The organism is Streptomyces colwelliae (genome assembly GCF_048158785.1).
In the GTDB taxonomy this organism is placed as follows: Bacteria; Actinomycetota; Actinomycetes; order Streptomycetales; family Streptomycetaceae; genus Streptomyces.
Genome location: NZ_JBLTJC010000155.1, coordinates 1 through 23,270 on the forward strand (window position 1 = coordinate 1; position 23,270 = coordinate 23,270).

The window sequence follows — 23,270 nt, forward strand, 5'->3', positions numbered from 1 at the left end:
GATCCGGTCCTGGCGCCGCTGGTGGACAAGGCGCCGGGCCGACGCGTGCCGCGCACGGTCGACGAGGCGGAGTTCGCCGTAGGCACCGCCACACCGCGCCGCCGACGACGTCCGGTGGTCGTCGGCGCCGGCCTGGCGCTGGCCGCTGTGGGCGCCCTGGTGTCGGTGTGGATGGAGTCGACGATGATGTTGAAGAAGACGATCGCGGCGGCCGCCAGCACGGTGACGCCGAGCAGCATCGGCAGGTCGCTCTGGTTGACGGAGGTCACCGCGAGCCGGCCGATGCCCTGGAGGCTGAAGACCTGCTCGGTGATGATCGCGCCGCCGATCAGGGTGCCCAGGTCGATGCCGAACACGGTGACGATCGGGCCCATGGCGCCGCGCCAGGCGAAGCGCAGGAACACGTTCGCACGCGAGAGGCCCTTGGCGCGGGCGGTGCGGACGTAGTCCTCGGTGAGCTGCTCGACGAGCTGGGAGCGGGCCATGCGGGTGTAGTTGGCGGTGAAGATGATCGACAGCACGATCCACGGCAGGAGCAGGCCGGAGAACCAGGAGACGGGGTTCTCGGTCAGCGGCGTGTACGAGGGCTGGTCGAGGATGCCCGCCTTGAAGACCAGGAAGTACAGCGCGATGTAGCCGACGAAGTAGATCTGGAGCGAGGAGCCGAGCAGCGACGCCGAGGTCGCGAACTTGTCCAGGAACTTGCCCTGCTTCAGCGCCGCGATCATGCCCGTGCCGACACCGAAGGTCAGGAAGATGACGGCCGAGCCGAAGGCCAGCGAGAGGGTCAGCGGCAGCCGGTCCATGATCGTGCCGAAGACGGGCTCGTTGTTGGCGAAGGAGTAGCCGAGGCACGGAGCGTTGCAGTGTCCGAAGCCGCTGTAGTCACGCCCGACGAAGATGGCCTTCAGCCAGTCCCAGTACTGGACCGGGATCGGGTGGTCGATGCCCAGGTTGTGCCGGATCTGCGCGAGCGAGGCCGGCGTGCAGTTCTTGCCGCAGGACATCATGGCCGGGTCACGCGGGACGGCGTAGAAGAGCCAGAAGGTGATGGCGCTGATGATCAGCAGAATGACCAGCGCGCCGATCGTACGGCGGACAAGGAAGCGGAACATGGGGTCAGGACTCTCCGGGCGAGGCGCCGTTGCCGGGGCGTGAGGGGTGTGGGGCCGGTGGGGGGCGGCCCGGTGAGGCCGCCCCCTGGTGCCGTGTGGCGCCTACGCCTTGGCGTAGAGCCTCGTGAGCGCGATGCCGGTGTTTCCGGCGTCGTAGACGAAGCCGCCGACCTTCGAACCGTGCATCCAGTTGCGGATGGCGTGGTAGTCCGGGACACAGGCCGCGAGTTCCATGACCTGCTTGTCGATGGCGCCCCAGGCCTTGTTGGCCGCGTCCGCGTCGGTGATCTGCGAGGCGGCGGCGATCGCCTTGTCGACGCTCGCGTTCTTCAGCTGCGCGTAGTTGCTGCGGCCGTCGCCGATGTTCTCGCCGTCCCAGCAGGGGTAGAAGACCGAGTAGCCGCCCGGCCAGTCCGGGCTCCAGCCGGCCGCGAACAGGTCGTACGTGTTGTCGATCTTGCCGATCTGGGTGTAGAAGGTCGACTTGTCGATCTGCTTGTTGACGACCGTGAAGCCGGCCGCCTCCAGCGCGTTCTTGATCGCGACGGCCTGCTTCACCGCGTTGTCCGACGTCTGGTAGGCGATGACCAGCTTCTGCCCGACCTTGCCGGCCTCCTTGAGGAGGGCCTTGGCCTTGACCGGGTCGCCGCCGGGCTTCGTGGTCTTGCCGTAGAGGTCGAACTCCACGTAACCGGGCGTCACCGGGGAGAAGATCGTGGTCGCGATCTCGCTGGTGGACGCGCCACCGCGGATGGTCTGCAACTGCTGGTTCGGCCAGGCGTAGTTGATGGCCTGGCGGACCTTGACGTCCGTGATCCGGGTGGTGTTGATCGGCCAGTAGTAGGTGACCGTGTCGACCGCGGTGAGCACCCGCTGCTTGAGCTTCGCGTTGGTGAGGACCGTGGCTATCCGCTCGGGGGCGACCTCGTTGAAGATCGACATCGTGTACTGGTCGTTGCCCTTGTCCGCGATGTAGCGGTCGGTCGAGGCCAGCAGTTCGAAGCCGAACTGGAAGAGGTACTTGTCCGGGTAGGCGTTGCGGATCGGGTCCGTCGCCGCGTCCCAGTGCTCGTTGCGGGTGTACGTCAGCGACTTGCCGACGTCACGGGCGGAGATCTTGTACGGGCCGCAGGAGAACGGCTGCTTGTCGTACTTCTCCTTGGTGTCCTTCGACTTCTTCACGAAGGAGTACGCCCGCTCGGCCAGCGTGAAGTTGAAGTCACCGCGGGCCTCGTTGAGGCGGAAGGTGACGGTCTTGCCGTCGATCTCGATGGAGTCGAGGTTCTTGCCCTCGTAGGGGCCCGTGTACTTGTCGCCGCCCACCAGGAACTGCTGGACGTAGCGCGGACCCTCGGTGACGAAGGAGGCGAAGAGGCGCTCGAAGGTGTGCCGGACGTCGTCCATGGAGAGGTCGGAGCCGTCCTCCCACTTGATGCCGTCCTTGATGGTGAACGACCAGGTCTTGCCGCCGTCCTTGGCCGTGCCCGCGTCCGTGGCCACGTCGCCGACCAGGGTGGCGCCGCCCTTGGAGTCGAGCTTGTAGCCGGTCAGGCCGCGCATGATCGGCGTGGTGATGAGGATCTCGGTGGAGACGTAGATCTGCGCCGGGTCCAGGTGGTCCATGTCGAACTGGTCGAGCCCGTAGATCGTCCCGCCCTTGACCGCGCCGGCGACCTCGGGGGCCGGGCCCGTCGAGTCGGCCTTCGTGCCGACCTCGATCTTGCTCTGCTTGGCCTTGCTGACCGAGGGGACCTTGCTGTTCGAGGTCGAGTTGCCGCCGCCGCAAGCGGTCAGCACCGAGCTCGACGCGGCCACCACGCCGGTGGCGATCATGAAGTTTCTACGGGAAAAAGACACAGTAACCCTGCCTTACGGGTGGGACGGGACCAGCCGGACGACTTTGACCGGGCCGGAGATGAGAGATGGGTCAGCGCTTGGACTTCGGGTCGAGCGCGTCACGCGCCGAGTCGCCGAGCAGGTTGAACGCCAGGACGAAGATCACCATGGCCAGGCCCGGGAAGAGCATGAAGGTGAAGTCCTGGGTGTAGAACTGGGCGCCCCGCTGGATCATGACGCCCCAGTCGGGGGTCGGGTCGATCATGCCGACACCGAGGAAGGCGAAGCCCGCCTCCGCGGTCACGTAGGCCGGGAGCATGAGGGTGGACTGGATCAGGATCGGGGTCCACAGGTTCGGCAGGAGTTCCTTGAACACGATGCGCGCCGGTGACGCCCCGGTCACCTTGGCGGATTCGACGAACTCCCGCTCGCGCAGGCCGAGTACCTGGCCGCGCAGCAGACGGGCGATCGACGCCCAGCCGAAGAAGGACATCATGATGATGAGCGTGGTGGCCCGCAGCCAGGTGGGGATGTTGTCGTCGGCGGCGACGAACAGTCCGAACACCACCGGCATGAAGGCGATGATGAACAGCGTCGAGGGGATCGACAGCACGATGTCGATGATCCGGCCGACGATGTAGTCCGTCCTGCCGCCCACGTAGCCCGCGGCCACGCCGACCACGACGCCGACGACGGTGGTGATCAGGGTGGCTGCCAGGGCGATGCCGAGCGAGGTGCGGATGCCGTAGAGCAGGAAGGTGAAGACGTCGCGGCCCAGCTGCGGCTCGATGCCGAACCAGAACTGCGAGCTCATGCCGCCGTTGGGACCCGCCGGGTACGAGAAGGCGTCGAGCAGACCCGGGTCCTGGCTGGCGTACGTCGTGTACGGATCTTTCCCGTAGAGCTTGGAGATCAGGGGAGCGGCCAGCGCGATCGCGAAGAAGAAGATCACGATGACCGCCGATATGACGCCCGTACGGTCCCGTTTGAACCGGCGCCACGCGAGCTGACCCGGGGACCGGCTCTCGTTGCCCTTCGAGTCGGGAGAAGTGATCGACTTCTCGAGGCTCTCGTCGGTCACCTCGAGCGGGACCGCGGGTCGGATTGGGGAGATCATGCTGCTCCTGGCCCAAGGGGGTCTGATGAGACTCCGCAGGGCACTCCCCTACGGGCTACGCCGGACTTTTTCAACGCAATTCATGCAAGGTCAATAAAATCTGGACCGACTTGGGTTTCTCTTTACCTTCTTTGCCCTCGCTTTAGCATTCCGTAGCTACGCGTGTAGCGTGCCGTGATCGATCCGTGTTTTAGATCGGGCCAACTGCGCGAAACGGGCAATGAGTTCGTTATCCGGACGCCTGTGTATCGGAATGCGTACAGCGGGGCGTCACAATCCAACGGTTCCGCATCGCTTCGTGGTGATCCATTGTGCTCCATGCCGAAGATCGACTGAACCGGGGTCAGAGGTCCCTCGAACGGGTGGGCCCGCAGGCGATGTGCTCCTTTTAAGCCGATATTGACCGGTAACGGATCAGCATGGACCGGCTTTCCTGAGGAGGCACTCGATGCGTGGAGCCACGCACGCCAAATGGGCCGCTTGCGCGGCGGCGGTAGCCCTCGCGGCGACCGCCTGTGGGGGCGGCGGGAGCAGCAGTAGCGGCGGGAGTGGTGACGACAGCGCGGTGCTCAGCGCCTCCTGGGGAGACCCGCAGAACCCGCTGGAGCCGGCCAACACCAACGAGGTGCAGGGCGGCAAGGTCCTCGACATGGTCTTCCGCGGACTGAAGCGGTACGACCCGAAGACCGGCAAGGCCGAGGACATGCTCGCCGACAAGATCGAGACCACGGACTCGCAGAACTTCACGGTCACGGTCAAGAGCGGCTGGAAGTTCAGCAACGGCGAGGCCGTCACCGCGAAGTCGTTCGTCGACGCGTGGAACTACGGCGCCAGCCTCAAGAACAACCAGAAGAACGCGTACTTCTTCGGGTACATCGAGGGCTACGACAAGGTCCACCCCGACAGCGGCTCGCAGAGCGCGACCACGCTCACCGGGCTCAAGGTGACCGGCACCGACACCTTCACCATCAAGCTCACCCAGAAGTTCTCGACCTTCCCGGACACCCTCGGCTACGCGGCCTACTCGCCGCTGCCGTCGACGTTCTTCTCCGACCACGCGGGCTGGCTGAAGAAGCCGGTCGGCAACGGGCCGTACACGATCGCGTCGTACACCAAGGGCTCGCAGATGCAGCTCAAGAAGTGGGACGGCTACACCGGTGAGGACAAGGCGCAGAACGGTGGCGTGACCCTCAAGGTCTACACCGACAACAACACCGCCTACACCGACCTGATGGCCGGCAACCTCGACCTCGTCGACGACATCCCCGCCTCGCAGCTCAAGAACGTCAAGAGCGACCTCGGCGACCGGTACATCAACACGCCCGCCGGCATCATCCAGACCCTCGCGTTCCCGTACTACGACAAGGACTGGAACAAGAGCGGCTCGGAGAAGGTCCGCCAGGGGCTGTCCATGGCGATCAACCGGGACCAGATCACCGACACGATCTTCCAGAAGACCCGCACCCCCGCCACCGACTGGACCTCACCGGTGCTCGGCACCGAGGGCGGCTTCCAGGACGGGCTGTGCGGGGACTCCTGCAAGTACGACCCGACCGAGGCGAAGAAGCTCGTCCAGGAGGGCGGCGGCATCCCCGGCGGCCAGGTCAAGATCACGTACAACGCGGACACGGGCTCGCACAAGGAGTGGGTGGACGCCGTGTGCAACTCCATCAACAACGCGCTCGGCAACGACAAGGCGTGCGTCGGCAATCCGGTCGGCACCTTCGCGGACTTCCGCAACCAGATCGGCCAGCACAAGATGACCGGGCCGTTCCGCGCCGGCTGGCAGATGGACTACCCGCTCATCCAGAACTTCCTCCAGCCGCTGTACTACACCAACGCCTCCTCGAACGACGGTCTGTGGTCCAACAAGGACTTCGACAAGCTCGTCGACCAGGCCAACGCGGAGACGGACACGAGCAAGGCGATCAAGCTCTTCCAGCAGGCCGAGGAAGTCGTCCGCGACAACATGGCCGCCATCCCGCTCTGGTACCAGAACGGCAGCGCGGGCTACTCCGACCGGCTCTCCAACGTGGCTCTGAACCCGTTCAGCGTCCCCGTCTACAACGAGATCAAGGTCAGCTGAGCCTGAGTCGCACCGGGGGCGGGTCCGCCGCGGCCCGCCCCCACGATCCCCGGAGCCCCCATGGGACGGTACGTAATCCGGCGTCTGCTTCAGATGATCCCGGTCTTCATCGGCGCCACACTGTTGATCTTCCTGATGGTGAACGTGATGGGCGACCCCGTCGCGGGCCTGTGCGGCGACCGGCAGTGCGACCCGTCGACGGCCGCCCAGCTCAAGCGGGAGTTCGGCCTCGACAAGCCCGTGTGGCAGCAGTACCTGACCTACATGGGGAACGTCTTCACCGGTGACTTCGGGACGGCGTTCAACGGCCAGAAGGTCACCGAGCTGATGTCGACCGCGTTCCCGGTCACCATCCGGCTGACCCTCGTGGCGATCCTCATCGAGATCGTCGTCGGCATCGCGCTGGGCGTGATCACCGGCCTCAAGCGCGGCCGCCCGATCGACACCACCGTGCTGCTGCTCACCCTCGTCGTGATCTCCATCCCGACCTTCGTCACCGGTCTGCTGCTGCAACTGCTGCTCGGCGTCGAATGGGGCTGGATCAAACCGTCCGTCTCGCCGGAGGCGACCTTCAGCGAACTGATCGTCCCCGGGCTCGTCCTCGCCTCGGTCTCCCTCGCGTACGTGACCCGGCTGACCCGGACGTCCATCGCGGAGAACCGGCGCTCCGACTACGTCCGTACGGCCGTCGCGAAGGGCCTGCCGAGACGCCGGGTGATCGTACGGCACCTGCTGCGCAACTCGTTGATTCCCGTGGTGACGTTCATCGGCACGGACATCGGCGCGCTGATGGGCGGCGCGATCGTCACGGAGCGGATCTTCAACATCCACGGGGTCGGCTACCAGCTCTACCAGGGGATCGTGCGCCAGAACACCCAGACGGTGGTCGGCTTCGTGACGGTCCTGGTCCTCGTCTTCCTGGTCGCCAACCTCCTCGTCGACCTCCTCTACGCCGTACTCGACCCGAGGATCCGCTATGCCTGAGCAGCCGTTCGAACCGGAGCGCGCCATCGCCGGGACCGGCATGGGCGGCGCCATGGACCTCGCCACGAGCGAGGCGGAGACCTTGGAGAAGACTCCGGGCGGCCCCGAAGGCACGGGACCGCAGGAGAAGCCCCGCAGCCTCTGGTCCGACGCCTGGCGCGACCTGCGCCGCAACCCCGTCTTCATCATCTCCGCGCTGGTCATCCTCTTCCTGATCGTCATCTCCCTCTGGCCCTCGCTGATCGCGTCGGGCAACCCCCTCAAGTGCGACCTCGCCAAGGCCCAGGAGGGCTCCCAGCCGGGCCATCCCTTCGGCTACGACGGCCAGGGCTGCGACGTCTACACGCGCACGGTCTACGGCACCCGTACGTCCGTCACGGTGGGCGTCCTCGCCACGCTGGGCGTCGCCTTCTTCGGGTCGGTGCTCGGCGGACTCGCCGGGTTCTTCGGCGGGGTGTGGGACTCGATCCTGTCCCGGGTCACGGACATCTTCTTCGCGATCCCGGTGGTCCTCGGCGGCCTCGTCCTGCTCTCCGTGGTGACGAGCAACACGGTCTGGCCGGTCATCGGCTTCATGGTCCTGCTCGGCTGGCCGCAGATCTCCCGCATCGCCCGCGGCTCGGTCATCACCGCCAAACAGAACGACTACGTCCAGGCCGCGCGAGCCCTCGGCGCCTCCAACTCCCGCCTCCTGCTACGGCACATCACCCCGAACGCGGTCGCCCCGGTGATCGTCGTCGCCACGATCGCCCTCGGCACCTACATCTCGCTGGAGGCGACCCTGTCGTACCTCGGCGTGGGCCTGAAGCCCCCCACGGTCAGCTGGGGCATCGACATCTCCGCGGCGTCCCAGTACATCCGCAACGCCCCCCACATGCTCCTCTGGCCCGCCGGAGCCCTGGCGATCACCGTCCTCGCGTTCATCATGCTCGGCGACGCGGTGCGCGACGCCCTCGACCCGAAGTTGAGGTGACGGCGTGAGGGTGCGGCAAGTGCGCGGCGCGCGACGGGAGTTGATCCCCGTGTCCGTGTTCAGCACGCTCGGCGACGCGACCCGCGGCGCCCTCGATCCGAAGGTGAGGTGACCGGCGTCATGCTGCTCGAAGTGCGGGATCTGCATGTGGAGTTCAGGACCAGGGACGGGGTCGCCAAGGCCGTCAACGGGGTCAACTACAGCGTGGACGAGGGGGAGACCCTGGCGGTGCTGGGGGAGTCGGGGTCCGGGAAGTCCGTGACCGCGCAGGCCGTGATGGGGATTCTCGATGTGCCGCCGGGGAAGATCACCGGCGGCGAGATCCTCTTCCGGGGCAAGGATCTGCTGAAGTTCAAGGAAGAAGAGCGGCGCAAAGTCCGCGGTGCCGAGATGGCGATGATCTTCCAGGACGCGCTGTCCTCGCTCAACCCCGTGCTCTCCGTGGGCGACCAGCTCGGCGAGATGTTCATCGTGCACCGGGGCATGTCCCGAAAGGACGCGCGGGCCAAGGCCGTTGAGCTGATGGACCGGGTGCGGATCCCGGGCGCGGCCCAGCGCGTCCGCGACTATCCGCACCAGTTCTCCGGCGGTATGCGCCAGCGCATCATGATCGCCATGGCGCTGGCCCTGGAGCCGGCGCTCATCATCGCCGACGAACCGACCACCGCCCTCGACGTGACCGTCCAGGCCCAAGTCATGGACCTGCTGGCCGAGTTGCAGCGCGAGCTGCACATGGGGCTCATCCTCATCACCCACGACCTCGGGGTCGTCGCCGACGTCGCCGACAAGATCGCCGTGATGTACGCGGGCCGGATCGTCGAGTCGGCCCCCGTCCACGACATCTACAAGGCGCCCGCCCACCCGTACACGCGCGGCTTGTTGGACTCGATCCCGCGCCTGGACCAGAAGGGCCAGGAGCTCTACGCCATCAAGGGCCTGCCGCCGAACCTCATGCACATCCCGCCGGGCTGCGCTTTCAACCCCCGCTGCCCGATGGCCCAGGACGTGTGCCGGACCGACGAACCCGAGCTGTACGAGGTGGATCAACACCGGGGCAGCGCCTGCCACTTCTGGAGGGAGTGCCTCAATGGTTGAGTCGACAGCCGTAACGGGATCAACAGTTGAGCCGATCCTCGAAGTGACCGGACTCGTCAAGCACTACCCGTTGACCCAGGGCATCCTCTTCAAGAAGCAGGTCGGTGCCGTCAAGGCGGTCGACGGTGTGGACTTCACGCTCAGCAGAGGCGAGACCCTCGGCATCGTCGGGGAGTCCGGGTGCGGTAAGTCGACCGTCGCCAAGATGCTGGTCAACCTTGAGCGGCCGACGGACGGGTCGATCAAGTTCAAGGGCGAGGACATCAGCCGTATGTCGGGGCGGGCGCTCAAGGCCGCCCGGCGCAACATCCAGATGGTGTTCCAGGACCCGTACACATCCCTCAACCCCCGGATGACGGTGGGCGACATCATCGGGGAGCCGTACGAGATCCACCCCGAGGTGGCGCCGAAGGGCGATAGGCGCAAGCGGGTTCAGGATCTGCTGGACGTGGTCGGGCTCAACCCCGAGTACATCAACCGGTATCCGCACCAGTTCTCCGGCGGCCAGCGCCAACGCATCGGCATCGCACGGGGGTTGGCGCTGCGCCCCGAGGTCATCGTCGCCGACGAACCCGTCTCCGCGCTCGACGTGTCCGTACAGGCCCAGGTCATCAACCTCCTCGACCGGCTCCAGGACGAGTTCGACCTGTCGTACATCTTCATCGCGCACGACCTGTCGATCGTCCGGCACATCTCGGACCGGGTCGGGGTCATGTACCTCGGCCGGATTGTGGAGATCGGCAAGGACGAGGAGATCTACGACCACCCGACGCACCCGTACACCCAGGCGCTGCTCTCCGCCGTGCCCGTGCCCGACCCGGACGCGCGGGACCACCGGGAGCGGATCATCCTCGCGGGTGACGTGCCGTCGCCGACGAACATCCCCTCCGGGTGCCGCTTCCGCACCCGCTGCTGGAAGGCGCAGGAGCGCTGCTCACTGGAGGTGCCGCTGCTCGCCGTGCCCGCCGAGTTCCGGCTCGCGAGCGGCCCCGCGGCCCACGACTCGGCCTGCCACTTCGCCGAGGAGAAGACGGTCGTACCCCAGGACGCGACCCCCGCGGAACCGACGGACGATCTTGAGCAGGGGGCGGAATAACCGCACAAACAGGCATCAATTGCGTTAACACACAGGCAACTCGGCCGACCCGATCTCGATATACGGACGCGTCAACCTGATTGACGTACGGCCGTGCGGGTGCCGTAAACGGACCGGGGCGCGCCATGTCGCCCCGGTCCGTTGCCGTACCTAGGGCATCCCCAACGCCCGCTTCAGGAAGTCCACTTGGAGCAGGAGCAAGTTCTCCGCGACCTGTTCCTGCGGGGTCATGTGGGTCACCCCGGACAGTGGCAGCACCTCGTGCGGGCGGCCGGCGGCCAGCAGGGCCGAGGACAGCCGCAGGGCGTGCGCGACCACCACGTTGTCGTCGGCGAGGCCGTGCACGACCATCAGCGGGCGGTGCGGGTCGGCGGGGGAGGACAGCCCGTCGTCGGTGATCAGACTGCTCTTCGCGTACGACTCCGGGTCCTTGGCCGGGTCGCCGAGGTACCGCTCGGTGTAGTGGGTGTCGTAGAGCCGCCAGTCGGTGACCGGGGCGCCCGCGATGCCCGCGTGGAAGACGTCCGGGCGGCGCAGCACGGCGAGTCCCGCGAGCCAACCCCCGTACGACCAGCCGCGGATGGCCACCCGGGAGAGGTCCAGCGGGTGGGACTTCGCGAGGTCCTGGAGGGCGTCGATCTGGTCGTCCAGGGAGACCGTGAAGTCGCGGTGGACGGCCTTCTCCCAGGCCGGTGAGCGGCCCGGGGTGCCGCGGCCGTCGGCGACGAGCACCGCGAAACCCTGGTCGGCGAACCACTGTGACGTGAGGTGCGCGTTGTGCGCGGCGACCACGCGCGGGCCGTGCGGACCACCGTAGGGATCCATCAAAACCGGAAGCGTGCTGCTGCCGTCGTAGTCCCGTGGCATAAGCAGGGCGCACGGGACGCGCCGTGCGCCCCCCTCGGTGAACGTGATGCGCGGGGACAGACCGGGATCTTCGGCGTACGACGTGATCGGCACCGCCTTCTTGCCCTCGCGCAGCACCTGGACCCGCGTGCCCGGCCGGTCCGGCACCGCCGAGATCAGCACGGTCACGCCCCCGGCGCGTACCGCCGAGTGCACGCCGGGCTCCTGCGAGAGACGCTCCAGGCCGAGCTCGTTGACGCGATAGACGTGCACCTCGCCGGTCTCCGGGGTCGGCGCGTCCTCGCCCGCCGACGCGGAGACCAGCACGCTGTCGTCGGAGACGTCCAGCACCGCGCGGACGTGCAGCTGCGGCCCTGTGAGCAGGCGTTCACCCACCGCGAGCACCCGCGCGCCGCCCTCGTCGGCGATCCGCACGAGCCGTCCCGAAGGGCTCCAGCACGGCACGCCAGGGAAAAGATCAAGCCAAATTGGATCTTCGTCGGCGTGCACCATCCGGGTCGCCCCCGAGTCGGGCTCCACGGCGAGGAACAGCTGGCTGCGCTGGTCCCGGGCCTGCACGAGCAGCAGCGGCGCACCCGCCGCTGACCAGTGCACTCGCGCCAGATACGGGTACCGCGCCCGGTCCCAGACGACCTCCGTGCGCGTCCCGTCGAGACCGATCACGTAGAGCCGTACGTCCGCGTTGGCCGTGCCCGCCGCCGGGTACGCGACGCGCTGCGGCTCGCGCTCGGGGTGGGCCGGGTCGGCGATCCACCAGCGCTGTACAGGCGTGTCGTCCGCGCGGGCGACCAGCAGCCGCTCCGAGTCCGGCGACCACCAGAAGCCGCGCGTACGGCTCATCTCCTCGGCCGCGATGAACTCGGCCAGTCCATAGGTGACGTGGTCCGACTCCGGCTCGGCGAGCGCCCGGTCGCCGTCGCCCCCGGCTCCCACGACGCGCAGGGCGCCGCCCGTGACGTAGGCGATGTGCCGTCCGTCGGGGGCGGGGCGGGGGTCGATCACCGGTCCGGGGACCGGGAGTTCGCGTGCGGTGCCGGACCGCAGGTCCGTCGTGAAAAGCCGCCCTGACAAGGCGAAAGACGCCAACTCGGCCTCGCTGTCGGTGGCGTAGCCGACGATCCCCGCGCCGCCCTCGCGGGTGCGTTCGCGGCGCGCCCGCTCTTCGGGCGAGAGGTGCTCCGAGGCGCCGCCCAGGAGGGCGCGCGGGTCGGCCGCGACGCGCTCCTCGCCGGCCGCCGGATCGAGGACCCACAGCGCGTTCGCCCGGTCCGTGCCGGAGGAGGAGCGCAGGAACACGACCCGCGAACCGTCGGGCGACACGGTGAACGCGCGCGGCGCGCCGAGCGTGAACCGCTGGGTACGGGCGTGCCGTCGGGGGAAGGAGTCAGCCTCGGTCGTCATCCCCCGACCATATTGGCCATGCGCCCCCTTGTGCGGCTGTGCGCCGAGCGATGCGCGAGCGCGGATAGTTATGATCACTAGCGCTGCGTGGGTATGAACCTGCTGGCTCCTGTATGGATTTGCTGTACCGATTTGCTCTAGGGGTCCACCCCATGGACCCCATTGCCCCCATAGTCCGACCCCCCTAGTCCCTGGGATCATTGGAGGTGAGCCGCCGTGGCACTCTCGATTTCGGCGGTGGTGCTGCTGGCGATCGTCGTCTTCCTTCTGGTCAAGAAATCAGGGCTGAAGGGCGGGCACGCGGTCGTCTGTGTCCTCCTCGGGTTCTATCTGGCCTCGTCGACGGTCGCGCCCACGATCAGCGATCTCACGACGAATATCGCGAGCATGATCGGCAGCATCAAGTTCTGACGGCTCGCCTTTAGGGTGGGTCCATGACGGAACTGCCCTCCCCCACCCTGCGGGCGGGGGGACCCCCATCTCGCTGCGCTCGTCGTCTGCTGCTGGTGCACGCGCACCCGGACGACGAGTCGATCAACAACGGCGCGACGATGGCCAAGTACGCGGCCGAGGGTGCCCACGTGACGCTGGTCACGTGCACCCTCGGAGAGCGCGGCGAGGTCATCCCGCCCGCGCTGCGGCATCTGTCGGGCGCCGGACTGGCCGAGGAGCGGGAGCGCGAGCTGGCCGCCGCCATGAAGGCGCTCGGGGTCACCGACCACGGCTTCCTGGGCGGCCCCGGCAGATACCGGGACTCCGGGATGATGGGCACCTCGGACAACGACGACCCCACCTGCTTCTGGCAGGCCGACGTCGACGAGGCCGCCGGACACCTCGTCGAGGTGATCCGCGAAGTGCGTCCGCAGGTCCTCGTCACCTACGACCCCGACGGCGGCTACGGCCACCCCGACCACATCCAGGCCCACCGCGTCGCCATGCGCGCGGCCGAACTCGCCGCCGGCGCGGGGCAGTCGATCGCCAAGGTCTACTGGAACCGCGTACCCCGGACCGTCGTGGAAGAGGGCTTCGCGCGGCTCCGTGACGCGCTGCCGGACCTCCCCTTCGCCGAGACGGCCGCCGTGGACGACGTACCGGGTGTCGTGGACGACGGGCGGATCACCACCGTGGTCGACGGCACCGCGTACGCCGCCGCCAAGACCGCCGCGATGCGCGCGCACGCCACGCAGATCGAAGTGGCCCCGGACCAGCCGTACTTCGCGCTCTCCAACGACCTCGCGCAGCCCGTGTTCACCACCGAGTACTACGAGTTGGCGCACCCTGTGGTGAGTGACCGCGCGCCCGAGACCGATCTCTTCGAAGGGCTGGGCCTGTGATGAGTGCCACCAACGGTGGGAGCTTGCTCGCCCAGCCGCTGCAACGGCCGTCCGCACCGCGGGTGTTGGCCTACCTCGGGCTCTTCGTGCTCGGCGCGGTCGTCGGGACGGCCGGGGCGCTCGTGCAGGCCGCGTGGTTCCCGGGCGGGCTGCTGCTCGCGCTCGTGGGAGCGGCCGGGGCGTTCGTCGGCGGCGCGAGAGCGACCGAGGGCCGGGGCGGTGCCGTGGCGCCCGCCGCCGGCTGGATGGTCGCCGTCATCCTGCTCACCGCCAGCCGCCCGGAAGGCGACTTCCTCTTCGGCGCGGGAGTCGGTTCCTATCTCTTCCTGCTCGGCGGGATGGCCGTAGCTGTGATCTGTGCCACGTTGGGTTTGGGGCGGCAACCAACCAGCCCTGACGTCCGACTTGGCAAGTGACGTACCACTTCGCGGTGACGCGCGCGTGCGAGTCCGGTGTGGGTTTCCCCAGCGGCCGTGGGATACCGCCAAGAAGTGGCCAGTATGGTGGTGCGCGCCGCCGAGTCGCCCGTGGGTGTCGGGCGGCGGAGCCAACCGGGAGAACCTGCCTTGAGTCGTGAAACTGACACTCCGTCCTCCGGGCCCGACGGGCGCGGCGGAGCCGCTTACCCCTCGGGGACCCCGCCGTACGGGACGCCGGCGGCTTCCGACGACCGTACGGACGCGGGGCGTTCGGCCGCGCAGCCGGAGGAACGCAAGACCGAGACGACGCTGACGACCCGGATCCGGATCAACATCCCCGGTTCGCGGCCCATTCCGCCTGTCGTCGTGCGCACGCCCGTCGCGGACAACGGGTCCGGCGACGGATCCACGACCGCCGAGGTGCAGCTGCCGAGTTCCGCGCTGCCCACGAGCGGCGTCGTCGAGCCGTCCGCCGAACTCGCCCTGCCCGGCGCCGAGGAGAAGACGAGCGACTGGTTCGCACCCCGCAAGTCCGGCCCCGCGAAGGGCGGTCAGGGCGGTGGCGGCACCAACGGCGCCGGGATTCCCGGCGGTTCGGCCGCGGGCACCCCGAGTGCGCCTGCCGCCGGAGCGCCCGGTGCGGGCCGGCCGAGCGCCGGCCGCCCCGGTGGTGTGGTCGGCGGTATGAACGTGACGAGCGCCGCCCGTCAGGCCGGCGCGAACGGCGGCGGTACGAACGGCGCCGGAATCGGCGGCGCCACCGGCGCCGGACCCGTCGCCCCCGGGCACGGTGGCGGCACCGGTTCCTTCGACGTGACGGAAGCACTGGCGGCCGGTCCGCTGGGCAACGGGCCACGCCCGAACGGCGGCGGCCCGAACACAGGCCCCAACGGCGGCCCCGGCGAGCCCCGCCGCGACGACCTGCCGTACTTCTCGGACAACGGGCAGCAGGCCGGTTTCCCCGGGCCCAACGGCCAAGGCGGCCAGGGTGGTTACCCCGAGCCCAACGGCCAGGGCGAGCTGGGCGGTTTCCCCGGGGGCAACGGCCCCGGCGGGCGAGCCGAACAGTTCCCCGGTCCCGACGGCCAGGGCATGGGCCCCGGAAGCCCGGGCGGTCCCGGTGGACCCAGCGGCTTCAACGGCCCGAACGGACGCGGCGGCCAGGGCGGTCCCGAGGGACCCGCGGGCCCGACCGGCGGTCCGGTCACCGGCAACGGCCTGATGCTGCCGCCCGGCCCCATGGGCGGAGCCCCGGGTGCGCCCAGCGCGCTGAGCGGCTACGCCGACGGACCTGGCGGCACGAACGGCGGTCCCGGTGGACCCGCCGGACCGGGCGGACCCGGAGGCCCTGGCGGTCCCGGCGCCCCGGGTGCGTCCTCCGGCCGGCACGGCAGGGGCCCTGGCGGTCCTGGCACGAGTCCCGGCGGTCCCGGCGGCCCGGGGATGGGTCCCGGCGCTCCCGGCGCGGGTCCTGGCGGTCCCGGCATGGGCCCCGGTGGTCCCGGAATGGGCCCCGGCACCCCCGGCGGCGCGAGTCTCCCCGGCACGATCCCCGGCGGTGGTCTCAGCGACGACACCGCGATCCTCACCCCGCAGAAGCCGGCCCCCGCGCCCGGGAGCCCCGGTTACGGCGCCCCCGCCGACCAGGTCTCCGGACACACCGTCACCAGCGGTATGCCGGTCATCCCTGGCGCCGGGAACTCGCCGTTCGGCACCGGTACCCATCCCGACGGGCCGCTGCCGCACACGCCCCCGAAGCTGCCCGACCCCGGTTCGGCGCAGAGCGCGCCCGCCGGGAAGAACGCGGGCAAGAGCGCGAAGAAAAAGAAGAAGGGCCGCAGCAAGCTGGTCCTGCTCGTCGTCGGCGTGTTCGTCATCGCGGGCGGCGCGTACGGCGCCGGGCTGCTGATGAACCACACCGACGTGCCCAAGGGCACCACCGTGCTCGGCGTCGACATCGGCGGCGGCACCCGTGACGACGCCGTCAAGAAGCTCGACGACGCGTTCGGCGACCGCGTGAACAAGCCGCTGAAGCTGTCGGTCGGCGGCAAGACGGTCTCGCTCAAGCCGGACCAGGCGGGGCTTCAGTTCGACTTCGCGGCCACCGTCAGCAAGGCGGCCACCAGCGACTACAACCCGGTCTCCGTGATCGGCTCGCTCTTCGGCCAGCACCGGGTCGTCCAGCCCGAGATGCCGGTCGACGAGGAGAAGCTGACCGCCGCCCTCACCGACCTCGGCGGCGGCTCCGGCTCCGGCTCGGTGACCGAGGGCACGATCGAGTTCAAGGCCGACAAGGCGGTCGCCGTCTACGGCAAGGCGGGCAAGGCCATCGACGCGGCCGGCTCCGTCACGGCCGTCGAGGAGGCGTACCGCACCGAGGTGGAGACCGGCACGGCCACCGCGGTGACGGTCCCGACGACCACCAAGCAGCCGACGATCACGAACGCCGAGGTCGACCGCGAGATGAAGGAGTTCGCGAAGCTCGCGATGTCGGCCAACGTGACGATCCAGACCGACGCCACGCACGCGGTGTCGTTCAGCCCGCAGAACTCGATCTACAAGTTCCTGAGCGTGCAGGCCGTCAACGGCAAACTGGTCGAGCACTACGACCTCGACGAACTGAAGAAGCTCTACGGCGCCACGTTCGCCGGCGTGCAGTTCGAGCGGGGAAACGGTTCGAAGACAGATGTGGCGGCGTCTGACGTCGCTGTCGGTCTGCGCGAGGCGCTGCGTGGAAAGACGGCGGCGGCGCGTATTGTCACCATTCCGCTCAGCAATTGACGATCGGAATGCAAGGGGGAAGTATGCGGCGTCGTCTTGCCGTGCCCATGGTTTCAGCCGCAGTCGCCATCGGGACTCTCGGTGTGTTCACGGGGTCCGCCTCGGCGGCTTCCTGGGAGGTCAACACCGGGATCGAGACCGCCTACGACCCGGACGAGCTCGGCTATTTCAATCAGCGGGGCGATGCCTGCGCGATCGGCAGCCCGAGCGGGCGCGTCTGCTTCGACCGGGGCGACGACGGCATTTACGTGCGGGACGAGAAGAACGACCACAAGTCCGTCACCGGGTACTGGCTCACGGGAAACCGCAAGGGAAAGTGCGTCAACAAGGCCGGTTACGGTAAGTGGGTCTACTGCGCGAAGAATTTCACCGACCACAAGGCCATTGATATCTGGCTCGAATACAACGGTCACAAGTATCTCGTGACCGGCAACACGTGACGGGCAACACGTGACCGGCAACACCTGACGGGGGCCGGTCCGCTTTCCGTCATCCGTTCCGCATGACATCTGTCATCCGCCACTCAGGACCGCCGACACTGCCGTGGCCCCGGGCCCGGCGGCCACGATGGGTGCCATGACGACAACAGCCGCGACGGCCACCCCGGTGGTCGGGTTCGATCAGGTGAGCAAGAGCTACGGCGACGTACGGGCCGTCGACGGGCTGTCGCTCGTGCTGCACCCGGGGGAGACGGTGGCCCTGCTGGGGCCGAACGGGGCCGGCAAGTCGACCACCCTCGATCTGCTGCTCGGCCTCAAGCAGGCCGACACCGGCAGGGTCGAGGTCTTCGGGACCAGTCCGCGCGAGGCCATCGTCGCCGGGCGGGTGGGCGCGATGCTCCAGAGCGGCGGGCTGATGGACGAGGTCACCGTCGGTGAACTCGTCAAGCTGGCCTGCGACTTGCACCCGAAGCCGTACGAGGTCGCCGACGTGATCGCCCGCGCGGGCATCGCCCAGATCGCCGACCGCAAGGTCAACAAGCTCTCCGGCGGCCAGGCCCAGCGCGTCCGCTTCGCCCTCGCGACCGCCGGCGACAGCGACCTGATCGTCCTCGACGAGCCGACCACCGGCATGGACGTCACCGCCCGGCAGGCCTTCTGGGCCACCATGCGCGAACAGGCCGACCAGGGCCGTACGGTCCTCTTCGCCACCCACTACCTCGAAGAGGCCGACGCCATCGCGGACCGCGTACTGGTCCTGCACCGCGGCCGGCTCCTCGCGGACGGCACCGCCGCCGAGATCAAGGCGAAGGCAGGCGCACGCAAGGTCGCCTTCGACCTGGAGGGCGAGATCGACGAGGCCCCGCTGCGGGCACTTCCCTTCCTCACCACAATCGACATAAGCGGCTCCACGATCCGCATCCAGTCCACCGACGCCGACGCGACCGTCCACGCGCTCTACGGCCTCGGCGTCTACCCCCGCAACCTCGAAGTCGCCGGGCTCGGCCTGGAGCAGGCCTTCGTCGCCATCACCGCCGCCGAGGAGGCCAAGCAGTCATGAACAGTCTCATCAAGCTGGAACTCACCCGCGCCCTGCGCAACCGCAAGTTCCTGTTCTTCTCGGTGATCTACCCGTCCGCCCTGTTCCTGCTGATCGCGGGCAACGCCGGCGGCACCGACAGGATCGACGGCACGGGCCTCACGGTCGCCACCTACATGATGGTCTCGATGGCCTCCTTCGGCGCCCTGACCGCTGTCCTGATGGGCAACAGCGAGCGCATCGCGAAGGAGCGGGAGAGCGGCTGGGTACGGCAGTTGAGGCTCACCACGCTGCCGGGGCGCGGCTATGTCATCGCGAAGACGGCCAGCGCCGCCGTGGTCAGCCTGCCGTCGATCGTCGTCGTCTTCGTCGTCGCCGCGACCGTGAAGGACGTACGGCTGGACGCCTGGCAGTGGCTCGCGCTGACCGGCGCGATCTGGGCCGGCAGCCTGGTCTTCGCGGCGCTCGGGGTGGCCATCGGGTACATGGCGAGCGGGGACGCGGTCCGTCCGATCACGATGATCACCTACTTCGGACTGTCGATGCTGGGCGGCCTGTGGATGCCCGCCACGACGTTTCCGACCTGGCTCCAGGACATCGCCAAGTGGCTGCCCACCCACGCGTACGCTGCCCTGGGGCAGGCCATCGAGCAGAGCCAGTCGCCCCACGCCAAGGACGTCACCCTCCTCGTCGTCTACTTCGCCCTGTTCGCGGGCGGGGCGGCGTGGCTGTACCGGAAGGACACGCTGAAGGCGTGAGCGCGATGACCGAAGACCTGCGGTCCGACGAGGAGGCCCGGGCGGAGCGGCTGGTGCGGATCGGGCAGCCGCCCCGCAACCGGGGCGAGGTGCTGCGCAAGCTGGTGTGGGTCCTGCCCTGGCTGGTCTTCCTCGGCGCGCCCGTGCAGGACCTGGCCGGCGGCCACCACACCACCGCGGCCACGGCGGCCGGCTGGGTGGGCCTGGTGGCCTTCACCGGGACCTACCTGGCAGTCGTCTTCCGCACCATGGGCCGCCCCTACTCCGGCTGGATCATCGCCGCCCTGGTCGCCGTCCTCTGGGTCCTGGCGGTGGTCCTGACGTTCTCCCTCGGCAGCGCCTGGCTCGGCCTCTTCGTGTACGTCTCCGTCACTTGCGGGGTGACCCTCCCCCTGAGCGCCGCGTACTGGACGATCCCGCTGACCACCGCCGCGATGATGCTGGCGGGCTGGTTCGTGGACGACCTGGACGATGCCTGGGGCCTGTTCCTGATCGTGCTGCTGGTGGGCTACTCCATGACAGGAGTACGGCAACTGGTGCGCACGACGGTCGAGTTGCGCAAGGCGCGGGCGACGGTCGCCCAACTCGCCGCGAACGAGGAGCGGTTGCGCCTGGCCCGAGACCTGCACGACCTACTGGGCCACTCCCTCTCCCTGATCACGCTGAAGAGCGAACTCGCCGGCCGCATGCTCCCCGACCACCCCGACAAGGCGGCCCAGCAGGTCGCGGACATCGAACAGGTCAGCCGCCAGGCCCTGGTGGATGTCCGTGAGGCGGTCACCGGCTACCGCCGCCCCCGCCTGGCCGGCGAACTGGCGGGCGCACAGGTCGCGTTGACGGCGGCGGGAGTCATCGCGGACCTCCCCGCGGAACCGGACCTGACCGCCGTGTCCGAGGAGAGCGAATCGGCCCTGGCCTGGGCCCTGCGCGAGGCGATCACGAACGTCGTACGGCACAGCGGCGCCCGGCGCTGCGTGGTCGAACTGGTCCGACGCCAGACGCTGGACGGCCCGATGCTCGAACTCTCCGTGGAGGACAACGGCTCGGGCGGCTCCGCAAAGGCCCCCGGCAACGGTCTGACCGGCCTCACCGAGCGCCTGGAGAAGGCCGGCGGCTCCCTGGAGGCGACCCGCCTCAAACACGGCTTCCGGCTGGTCGCACGGGTGCCCGCCGCGGCTCCGGCCGCTGTGACGGACGTAGGATCGCCCGCATGAGCCGTACGATCAAGGTCCTCCTCGCCGAGGACCAGTCGATGGTCCGCGAGGCACTGGCCGCACTGCTCGGCCTGGAGGACGACATCGAGGTCGTCGCCCAAGTGGCACGCGGCGACGAGGTGTTGGCGGCGGTACGGCAGCACGAGGTGGACGTGGCCCTCCTCGACATCGAGATGCCGGGCTGCACGGGCATCGAGGCGGCGGCCCAACTCCACAAGGCCTTCCCCGAGGTGAAACTGGTGGTCCTCACGACCTTCGGCCGCCCCGGCTACCTCCGCAGCGCGATGGAAGCGGGCGCCGACGCCTTCCTGGTCAAGGACGCCCCGGCGGCCCAACTGGCCGAAGCGGTAAGGAAAGTACTCGCGGGCGAGCGGGTCATCGACCCCACCTTGGCGGCAGCGGCCCTGGCGGAGGGCGCGAACCCTTTGACCGACCGCGAGCGAGAGGTGCTGCGGGCAGCGGCGGACGGCTCGACGAACGCGGAACTGGCCAAGGCCTTGCATTTGTCGCAGGGCACGGTCCGCAACTACCTGTCGACGGCGATCCAGAAACTGGCGGTTCGTAATAGGGCAGAGGCGGTACGCATCGCGAGGGAGAAGGGCTGGCTTTAGAGCGCAGGCCAGGTCCGATTCCCCAGGGGCGCGGGGAACTGCGCGACCAGCCCCAACGCGCCATCAGACGCAAGACATCCAAAGCCCCAACGGCGCATAGGCGAACGTCAGTTCAACATAGCCCGAGCCGATTGCGCCTGCCCCCGCACCTGGTCCGCCGCAGGCGCATCCACCACAGCCACCACCTCCGCATACGCCTCCAGCTCAGCCGCCCCCGTGAGGAAATCCCCTCGCTGCACAAGAAGTTGAGCCCGCTCATAACGCAACCGAGCCGAATGCGAAGGCAACAGCAGCGCCAACTCAACAGCCCACAGGGCAACATCCGACCGCTCAGGCCGAGCCGCAGCCCACGCCCGGATGTTGTTCAGGACACGGGACAGAACCTCCAAAGGCGCCGCAGGCACAAGCATCCCGGGCTCCAGCGAAGCGGGTTGCCCTCGTGGTGCTTTTCGGATGGTGTGTACTTCTGTTCCGGTGCCATCGCCCGCCCGCACTCCCCCGCGCGGCGACCCAGGCGACCCTACGACAACTTGCTTTGCACGGGCACCCGTTCGTGACCGTTATTCACCGCTTGGCCATATGCCGATGTCTCCTACGGGGAGCCCCGTTGCCGTTCACTTTGAGTCATGCCGCCGCCGTACTGCCCGCCGTGCGCGGCGACGGAAAGGGGCGCGGCCGTCTCGTACCGGCGGTGCTGGTGGCGGGTTCCTTCGCCCCCGACATGACGTACTACGCGGCGAGTGTCGTCCCCGGGGCGATGGAGTTCGGGACGGTCACGCACTCCTTCCCGGGCGTCTTCACGGTCGACGTCGCGATCACCTGGGCGACGGTCGGCCTCTGGCTGCTGCTGCGCGAACCCCTGGTGGCCCTGCTCCCGCGCACCCGCCAGCCCCGGACGGCGACCCTGTTGCGCTGCGGCGCTCCACGCGCGCGTGCGACCCCGTCACTGGCCGCGTGGTGGTACGTCTCCGCGGTCCTCGGCGGCCTGACCCACGTCGTGTGGGACGCGTTCACGCACCACGACCGGTGGGGCGTACGCCTTCTCCCCGTCCTCGACCGGCAGTTGGGCGGCAGACCCCTCTTCTCGGCCCTGCAGTACGGCAGTTCGGCGCTCGCCGCGCTGCTGATCACCGCGTTCGTGGTGCGTGCGCTACGACGGGTTCCGGCCGCAGAGCCGGTGGGGGTGCCCGTGCTGTCGGTACGGGACCGGTGGGCGGCCGGGGTCGTCCTCGCCGGCTGCGCGCTGGTCGCGGCGGCGGAACGGGCGTCGACCTGGTGGGCCTACTGGGGCTCGACGGCAACCCCCTGGGACCTGATCCCGACCCTGTGCTTCGGCGCGGGGGCGGGACTGGTCCTGGGCGTGCTGCTGTACGCGGCCGGCGTCCGCGTGTGGCGCCCGGCACCGGCCGGGGTGCCTGGCGAGCCGGACGGGGTCAGCGCGGGGCGGGGCCGTAGTGCGGGCTCGCGCTGAGCTCGGTCATGCGGGGCTGTCCGGCGGGGTCGCTATGAACACCGTCATGGTGTGCGCGGAGGGTGACCTCGGGAGCCGGGCGAGGACGAGGTCCAGGTAGCTGCGGCCCAGGTCGGCCCAGAGACGCCAGACAGGGGTGCCGGTGGGGGTGGTGGCGGGTCCCTGAGGATGTCTGGCTTGTTCTCGGGGGTCTACGGCCGTGTCGTCCCGGAACGTGAGGCGGCGCCGGATGCCTGCGGCCGTGTGCTGGACGGCCATCGCGAGGTCGGCGGGGATGCGGGCGGTGCTTGCGCCGGCCGCGAAGGCCGGGACCGGCGGTCGGGGCGCACCCTGCGCGGCAGCGCCGTCCGCTGCCTGCGCCTGAGCCGTCCGGCGGTGAAGCGTGCGTATACCCATGCCCGCATCCTTACGGTCGCGCCGGCGGCGGCCCGTCGAAGAGCCAGTCGACCTGCCGTAGCCGCGCCTGGTGTTCGCGCACGTCGGTGCCGCTGTCGCCGCGCGACCACAGGACGTTCGCGGCGCGGACCTCGGCACCAAGGGCGGCATGCGGACGGACGCACGGGCGCGGGTGCTGCGGGCGGACGGGTCGGTGAGGATCAGGGATGGGACTTCGCGGCGCGTGCAGCGTCGACG

The 23,270-nt window shown here is 69.1% G+C and carries 19 protein-coding genes and 3 pseudogenes; 15 read left to right on the forward strand and 7 right to left on the reverse strand.

Annotation, left to right across the window (positions count from 1 at the left end):
- Positions 1 to 167: 167 nt before the first annotated feature.
- From ACNFOC_RS28535 to ACNFOC_RS28545, 3 genes and pseudogenes are all read right to left on the reverse strand, one after another.
- Positions 168 to 1,115, reverse strand: a pseudogene (locus ACNFOC_RS28535) (ABC transporter permease); the annotation flags it as partial.
- 102 nt (positions 1,116 to 1,217) lie between these two features.
- The gene (locus tag ACNFOC_RS28540; protein WP_416961954.1) at positions 1,218 to 2,948 is read right to left on the reverse strand and encodes an ABC transporter substrate-binding protein; all 1,731 of its coding nucleotides are present in this window, start codon (positions 2,946 to 2,948) and stop codon (positions 1,218 to 1,220) included.
- 94 nt (positions 2,949 to 3,042) lie between these two features.
- On the reverse strand, positions 3,043 to 4,068 hold the full coding sequence (locus tag ACNFOC_RS28545) for an ABC transporter permease (RefSeq protein WP_416961955.1): 1,026 nt from the start codon (positions 4,066 to 4,068) through the stop codon (positions 3,043 to 3,045).
- 448 nt (positions 4,069 to 4,516) lie between these two features.
- Between ACNFOC_RS28545 and ACNFOC_RS28550 the strand changes: the two genes are divergently transcribed.
- The 5 genes from ACNFOC_RS28550 (at position 4,517) to ACNFOC_RS28570 (ending at position 10,302) form a co-directional block, all read left to right on the forward strand.
- Complete coding sequence (locus ACNFOC_RS28550) at positions 4,517 to 6,154, forward strand: peptide ABC transporter substrate-binding protein (RefSeq protein WP_416961956.1); 1,638 nt, start codon at positions 4,517 to 4,519, stop codon at positions 6,152 to 6,154.
- 60 nt (positions 6,155 to 6,214) lie between these two features.
- Entirely contained in the window at positions 6,215 to 7,138 is a 924-nt protein-coding gene (locus tag ACNFOC_RS28555) for an ABC transporter permease (protein WP_406122473.1), read from the forward strand.
- Positions 7,131 to 8,111 carry an ABC transporter permease gene (locus tag ACNFOC_RS28560; protein WP_416961957.1) on the forward strand — a complete coding sequence of 327 codons (981 nt, stop codon included), beginning with the start codon at positions 7,131 to 7,133 and terminating at the stop codon, positions 8,109 to 8,111. The genes ACNFOC_RS28555 and ACNFOC_RS28560 overlap by 8 nt, the downstream gene beginning before the upstream one ends.
- A gap of 120 nt (positions 8,112 to 8,231) precedes the next feature.
- A complete protein-coding gene (locus tag ACNFOC_RS28565) occupies positions 8,232 to 9,206 on the forward strand; it encodes an ABC transporter ATP-binding protein (RefSeq protein ID WP_033286827.1) in 975 nt (324 codons plus the stop codon).
- Positions 9,199 to 10,302, forward strand: coding sequence for an ABC transporter ATP-binding protein (locus tag ACNFOC_RS28570; protein WP_416961958.1), 1,104 nt, complete (start codon positions 9,199 to 9,201; stop codon positions 10,300 to 10,302). The genes ACNFOC_RS28565 and ACNFOC_RS28570 overlap by 8 nt, the downstream gene beginning before the upstream one ends.
- A gap of 150 nt (positions 10,303 to 10,452) precedes the next feature.
- Here the strand turns inward: ACNFOC_RS28570 and ACNFOC_RS28575 are convergent, their stop codons facing one another.
- Positions 10,453 to 12,570 (reverse strand): S9 family peptidase, encoded by a 2,118-nt coding sequence (locus ACNFOC_RS28575; RefSeq protein WP_416961959.1) that lies wholly within the window; start codon positions 12,568 to 12,570, stop codon positions 10,453 to 10,455.
- A gap of 216 nt (positions 12,571 to 12,786) precedes the next feature.
- On the opposite strand from ACNFOC_RS28575, the gene ACNFOC_RS28580 reads away from it, so the two are divergent.
- The 9 genes from ACNFOC_RS28580 (at position 12,787) to ACNFOC_RS28620 (ending at position 21,166) form a co-directional block, all read left to right on the forward strand.
- A complete protein-coding gene (locus ACNFOC_RS28580) occupies positions 12,787 to 12,981 on the forward strand; it encodes a hypothetical protein (RefSeq protein ID WP_019072052.1) in 195 nt (64 codons plus the stop codon).
- A 23-nt stretch (positions 12,982 to 13,004) separates the two neighbouring features.
- The gene (gene mshB, locus ACNFOC_RS28585) at positions 13,005 to 13,904 is read left to right on the forward strand and encodes an N-acetyl-1-D-myo-inositol-2-amino-2-deoxy-alpha-D-glucopyranoside deacetylase (RefSeq protein WP_416961960.1); all 900 of its coding nucleotides are present in this window, start codon (positions 13,005 to 13,007) and stop codon (positions 13,902 to 13,904) included.
- Positions 13,904 to 14,320 carry a DUF6113 family protein gene (locus ACNFOC_RS28590; RefSeq protein ID WP_416961961.1) on the forward strand — a complete coding sequence of 139 codons (417 nt, stop codon included), beginning with the start codon at positions 13,904 to 13,906 and terminating at the stop codon, positions 14,318 to 14,320. Before mshB ends, ACNFOC_RS28590 begins: the two co-directional genes overlap by 1 nt.
- 150 nt (positions 14,321 to 14,470) lie before the next feature.
- Positions 14,471 to 17,104, forward strand: a complete 2,634-nt coding sequence (locus ACNFOC_RS28595; RefSeq protein WP_416961962.1) for a hypothetical protein — start codon at positions 14,471 to 14,473, stop codon at positions 17,102 to 17,104.
- Between the two features lie 23 nt (positions 17,105 to 17,127).
- Entirely contained in the window at positions 17,128 to 17,544 is a 417-nt protein-coding gene (locus ACNFOC_RS28600) for a hypothetical protein (RefSeq protein WP_416961963.1), read from the forward strand.
- Between the two features lie 136 nt (positions 17,545 to 17,680).
- A complete protein-coding gene (locus tag ACNFOC_RS28605) occupies positions 17,681 to 18,604 on the forward strand; it encodes an ABC transporter ATP-binding protein (protein ID WP_416961964.1) in 924 nt (307 codons plus the stop codon).
- A complete protein-coding gene (locus ACNFOC_RS28610) occupies positions 18,601 to 19,341 on the forward strand; it encodes an ABC transporter permease (protein ID WP_416961965.1) in 741 nt (246 codons plus the stop codon). The genes ACNFOC_RS28605 and ACNFOC_RS28610 overlap by 4 nt, the downstream gene beginning before the upstream one ends.
- Before the next feature lie 5 nt (positions 19,342 to 19,346).
- Positions 19,347 to 20,555 carry a sensor histidine kinase gene (locus ACNFOC_RS28615; protein ID WP_416961969.1) on the forward strand — a complete coding sequence of 403 codons (1,209 nt, stop codon included), beginning with the start codon at positions 19,347 to 19,349 and terminating at the stop codon, positions 20,553 to 20,555.
- Positions 20,552 to 21,166 (forward strand): response regulator, encoded by a 615-nt coding sequence (locus ACNFOC_RS28620; RefSeq protein WP_416961966.1) that lies wholly within the window; start codon positions 20,552 to 20,554, stop codon positions 21,164 to 21,166. Before ACNFOC_RS28615 ends, ACNFOC_RS28620 begins: the two co-directional genes overlap by 4 nt.
- 107 nt (positions 21,167 to 21,273) lie before the next feature.
- Here the strand turns inward: ACNFOC_RS28620 and ACNFOC_RS28625 are convergent.
- A pseudogene (locus ACNFOC_RS28625) lies at positions 21,274 to 21,588 on the reverse strand (tetratricopeptide repeat protein); the annotation flags it as partial.
- 185 nt (positions 21,589 to 21,773) lie between these two features.
- Between ACNFOC_RS28625 and ACNFOC_RS28630 the strand changes: the two are divergent.
- Entirely contained in the window at positions 21,774 to 22,637 is an 864-nt protein-coding gene (locus ACNFOC_RS28630) for a DUF4184 family protein (RefSeq protein WP_416961967.1), read from the forward strand.
- A gap of 6 nt (positions 22,638 to 22,643) precedes the next feature.
- On the opposite strand, the gene ACNFOC_RS28635 is transcribed toward ACNFOC_RS28630, so the two are convergent.
- The gene (locus ACNFOC_RS28635; RefSeq protein ID WP_416961968.1) at positions 22,644 to 23,033 is read right to left on the reverse strand and encodes a hypothetical protein; all 390 of its coding nucleotides are present in this window, start codon (positions 23,031 to 23,033) and stop codon (positions 22,644 to 22,646) included.
- Positions 23,034 to 23,043: 10 nt separating this feature from the next.
- Positions 23,044 to 23,270: pseudogene (locus ACNFOC_RS28640) on the reverse strand (hypothetical protein); the annotation flags it as partial.

Coding starts and splice junctions, on each gene's coding strand:
- ACNFOC_RS28620 (WP_416961966.1), top strand. CDS start 20,552: ATGAGCCGTACGATCAAGGTCCTCCTCGCCGAGGACCAGTCGATGGTC.
- ACNFOC_RS28550 (WP_416961956.1), top strand. CDS start 4,517: ATGCGTGGAGCCACGCACGCCAAATGGGCCGCTTGCGCGGCGGCGGTA.
- ACNFOC_RS28590 (WP_416961961.1), top strand. CDS start 13,904: ATGAGTGCCACCAACGGTGGGAGCTTGCTCGCCCAGCCGCTGCAACGG.
- ACNFOC_RS28635 (WP_416961968.1), bottom strand. CDS start 23,033: ATGGGTATACGCACGCTTCACCGCCGGACGGCTCAGGCGCAGGCAGCG.
- ACNFOC_RS28565 (WP_033286827.1), top strand. CDS start 8,232: ATGCTGCTCGAAGTGCGGGATCTGCATGTGGAGTTCAGGACCAGGGAC.
- ACNFOC_RS28570 (WP_416961958.1), top strand. CDS start 9,199: ATGGTTGAGTCGACAGCCGTAACGGGATCAACAGTTGAGCCGATCCTC.
- ACNFOC_RS28560 (WP_416961957.1), top strand. CDS start 7,131: ATGCCTGAGCAGCCGTTCGAACCGGAGCGCGCCATCGCCGGGACCGGC.
- ACNFOC_RS28615 (WP_416961969.1), top strand. CDS start 19,347: ATGACCGAAGACCTGCGGTCCGACGAGGAGGCCCGGGCGGAGCGGCTG.
- ACNFOC_RS28555 (WP_406122473.1), top strand. CDS start 6,215: ATGGGACGGTACGTAATCCGGCGTCTGCTTCAGATGATCCCGGTCTTC.
- ACNFOC_RS28545 (WP_416961955.1), bottom strand. CDS start 4,068: ATGATCTCCCCAATCCGACCCGCGGTCCCGCTCGAGGTGACCGACGAG.
- ACNFOC_RS28605 (WP_416961964.1), top strand. CDS start 17,681: ATGACGACAACAGCCGCGACGGCCACCCCGGTGGTCGGGTTCGATCAG.
- mshB (WP_416961960.1), top strand. CDS start 13,005: ATGACGGAACTGCCCTCCCCCACCCTGCGGGCGGGGGGACCCCCATCT.
- ACNFOC_RS28575 (WP_416961959.1), bottom strand. CDS start 12,570: ATGACGACCGAGGCTGACTCCTTCCCCCGACGGCACGCCCGTACCCAG.
- ACNFOC_RS28600 (WP_416961963.1), top strand. CDS start 17,128: ATGCGGCGTCGTCTTGCCGTGCCCATGGTTTCAGCCGCAGTCGCCATC.
- ACNFOC_RS28540 (WP_416961954.1), bottom strand. CDS start 2,948: ATGATCGCCACCGGCGTGGTGGCCGCGTCGAGCTCGGTGCTGACCGCT.
- ACNFOC_RS28610 (WP_416961965.1), top strand. CDS start 18,601: ATGAACAGTCTCATCAAGCTGGAACTCACCCGCGCCCTGCGCAACCGC.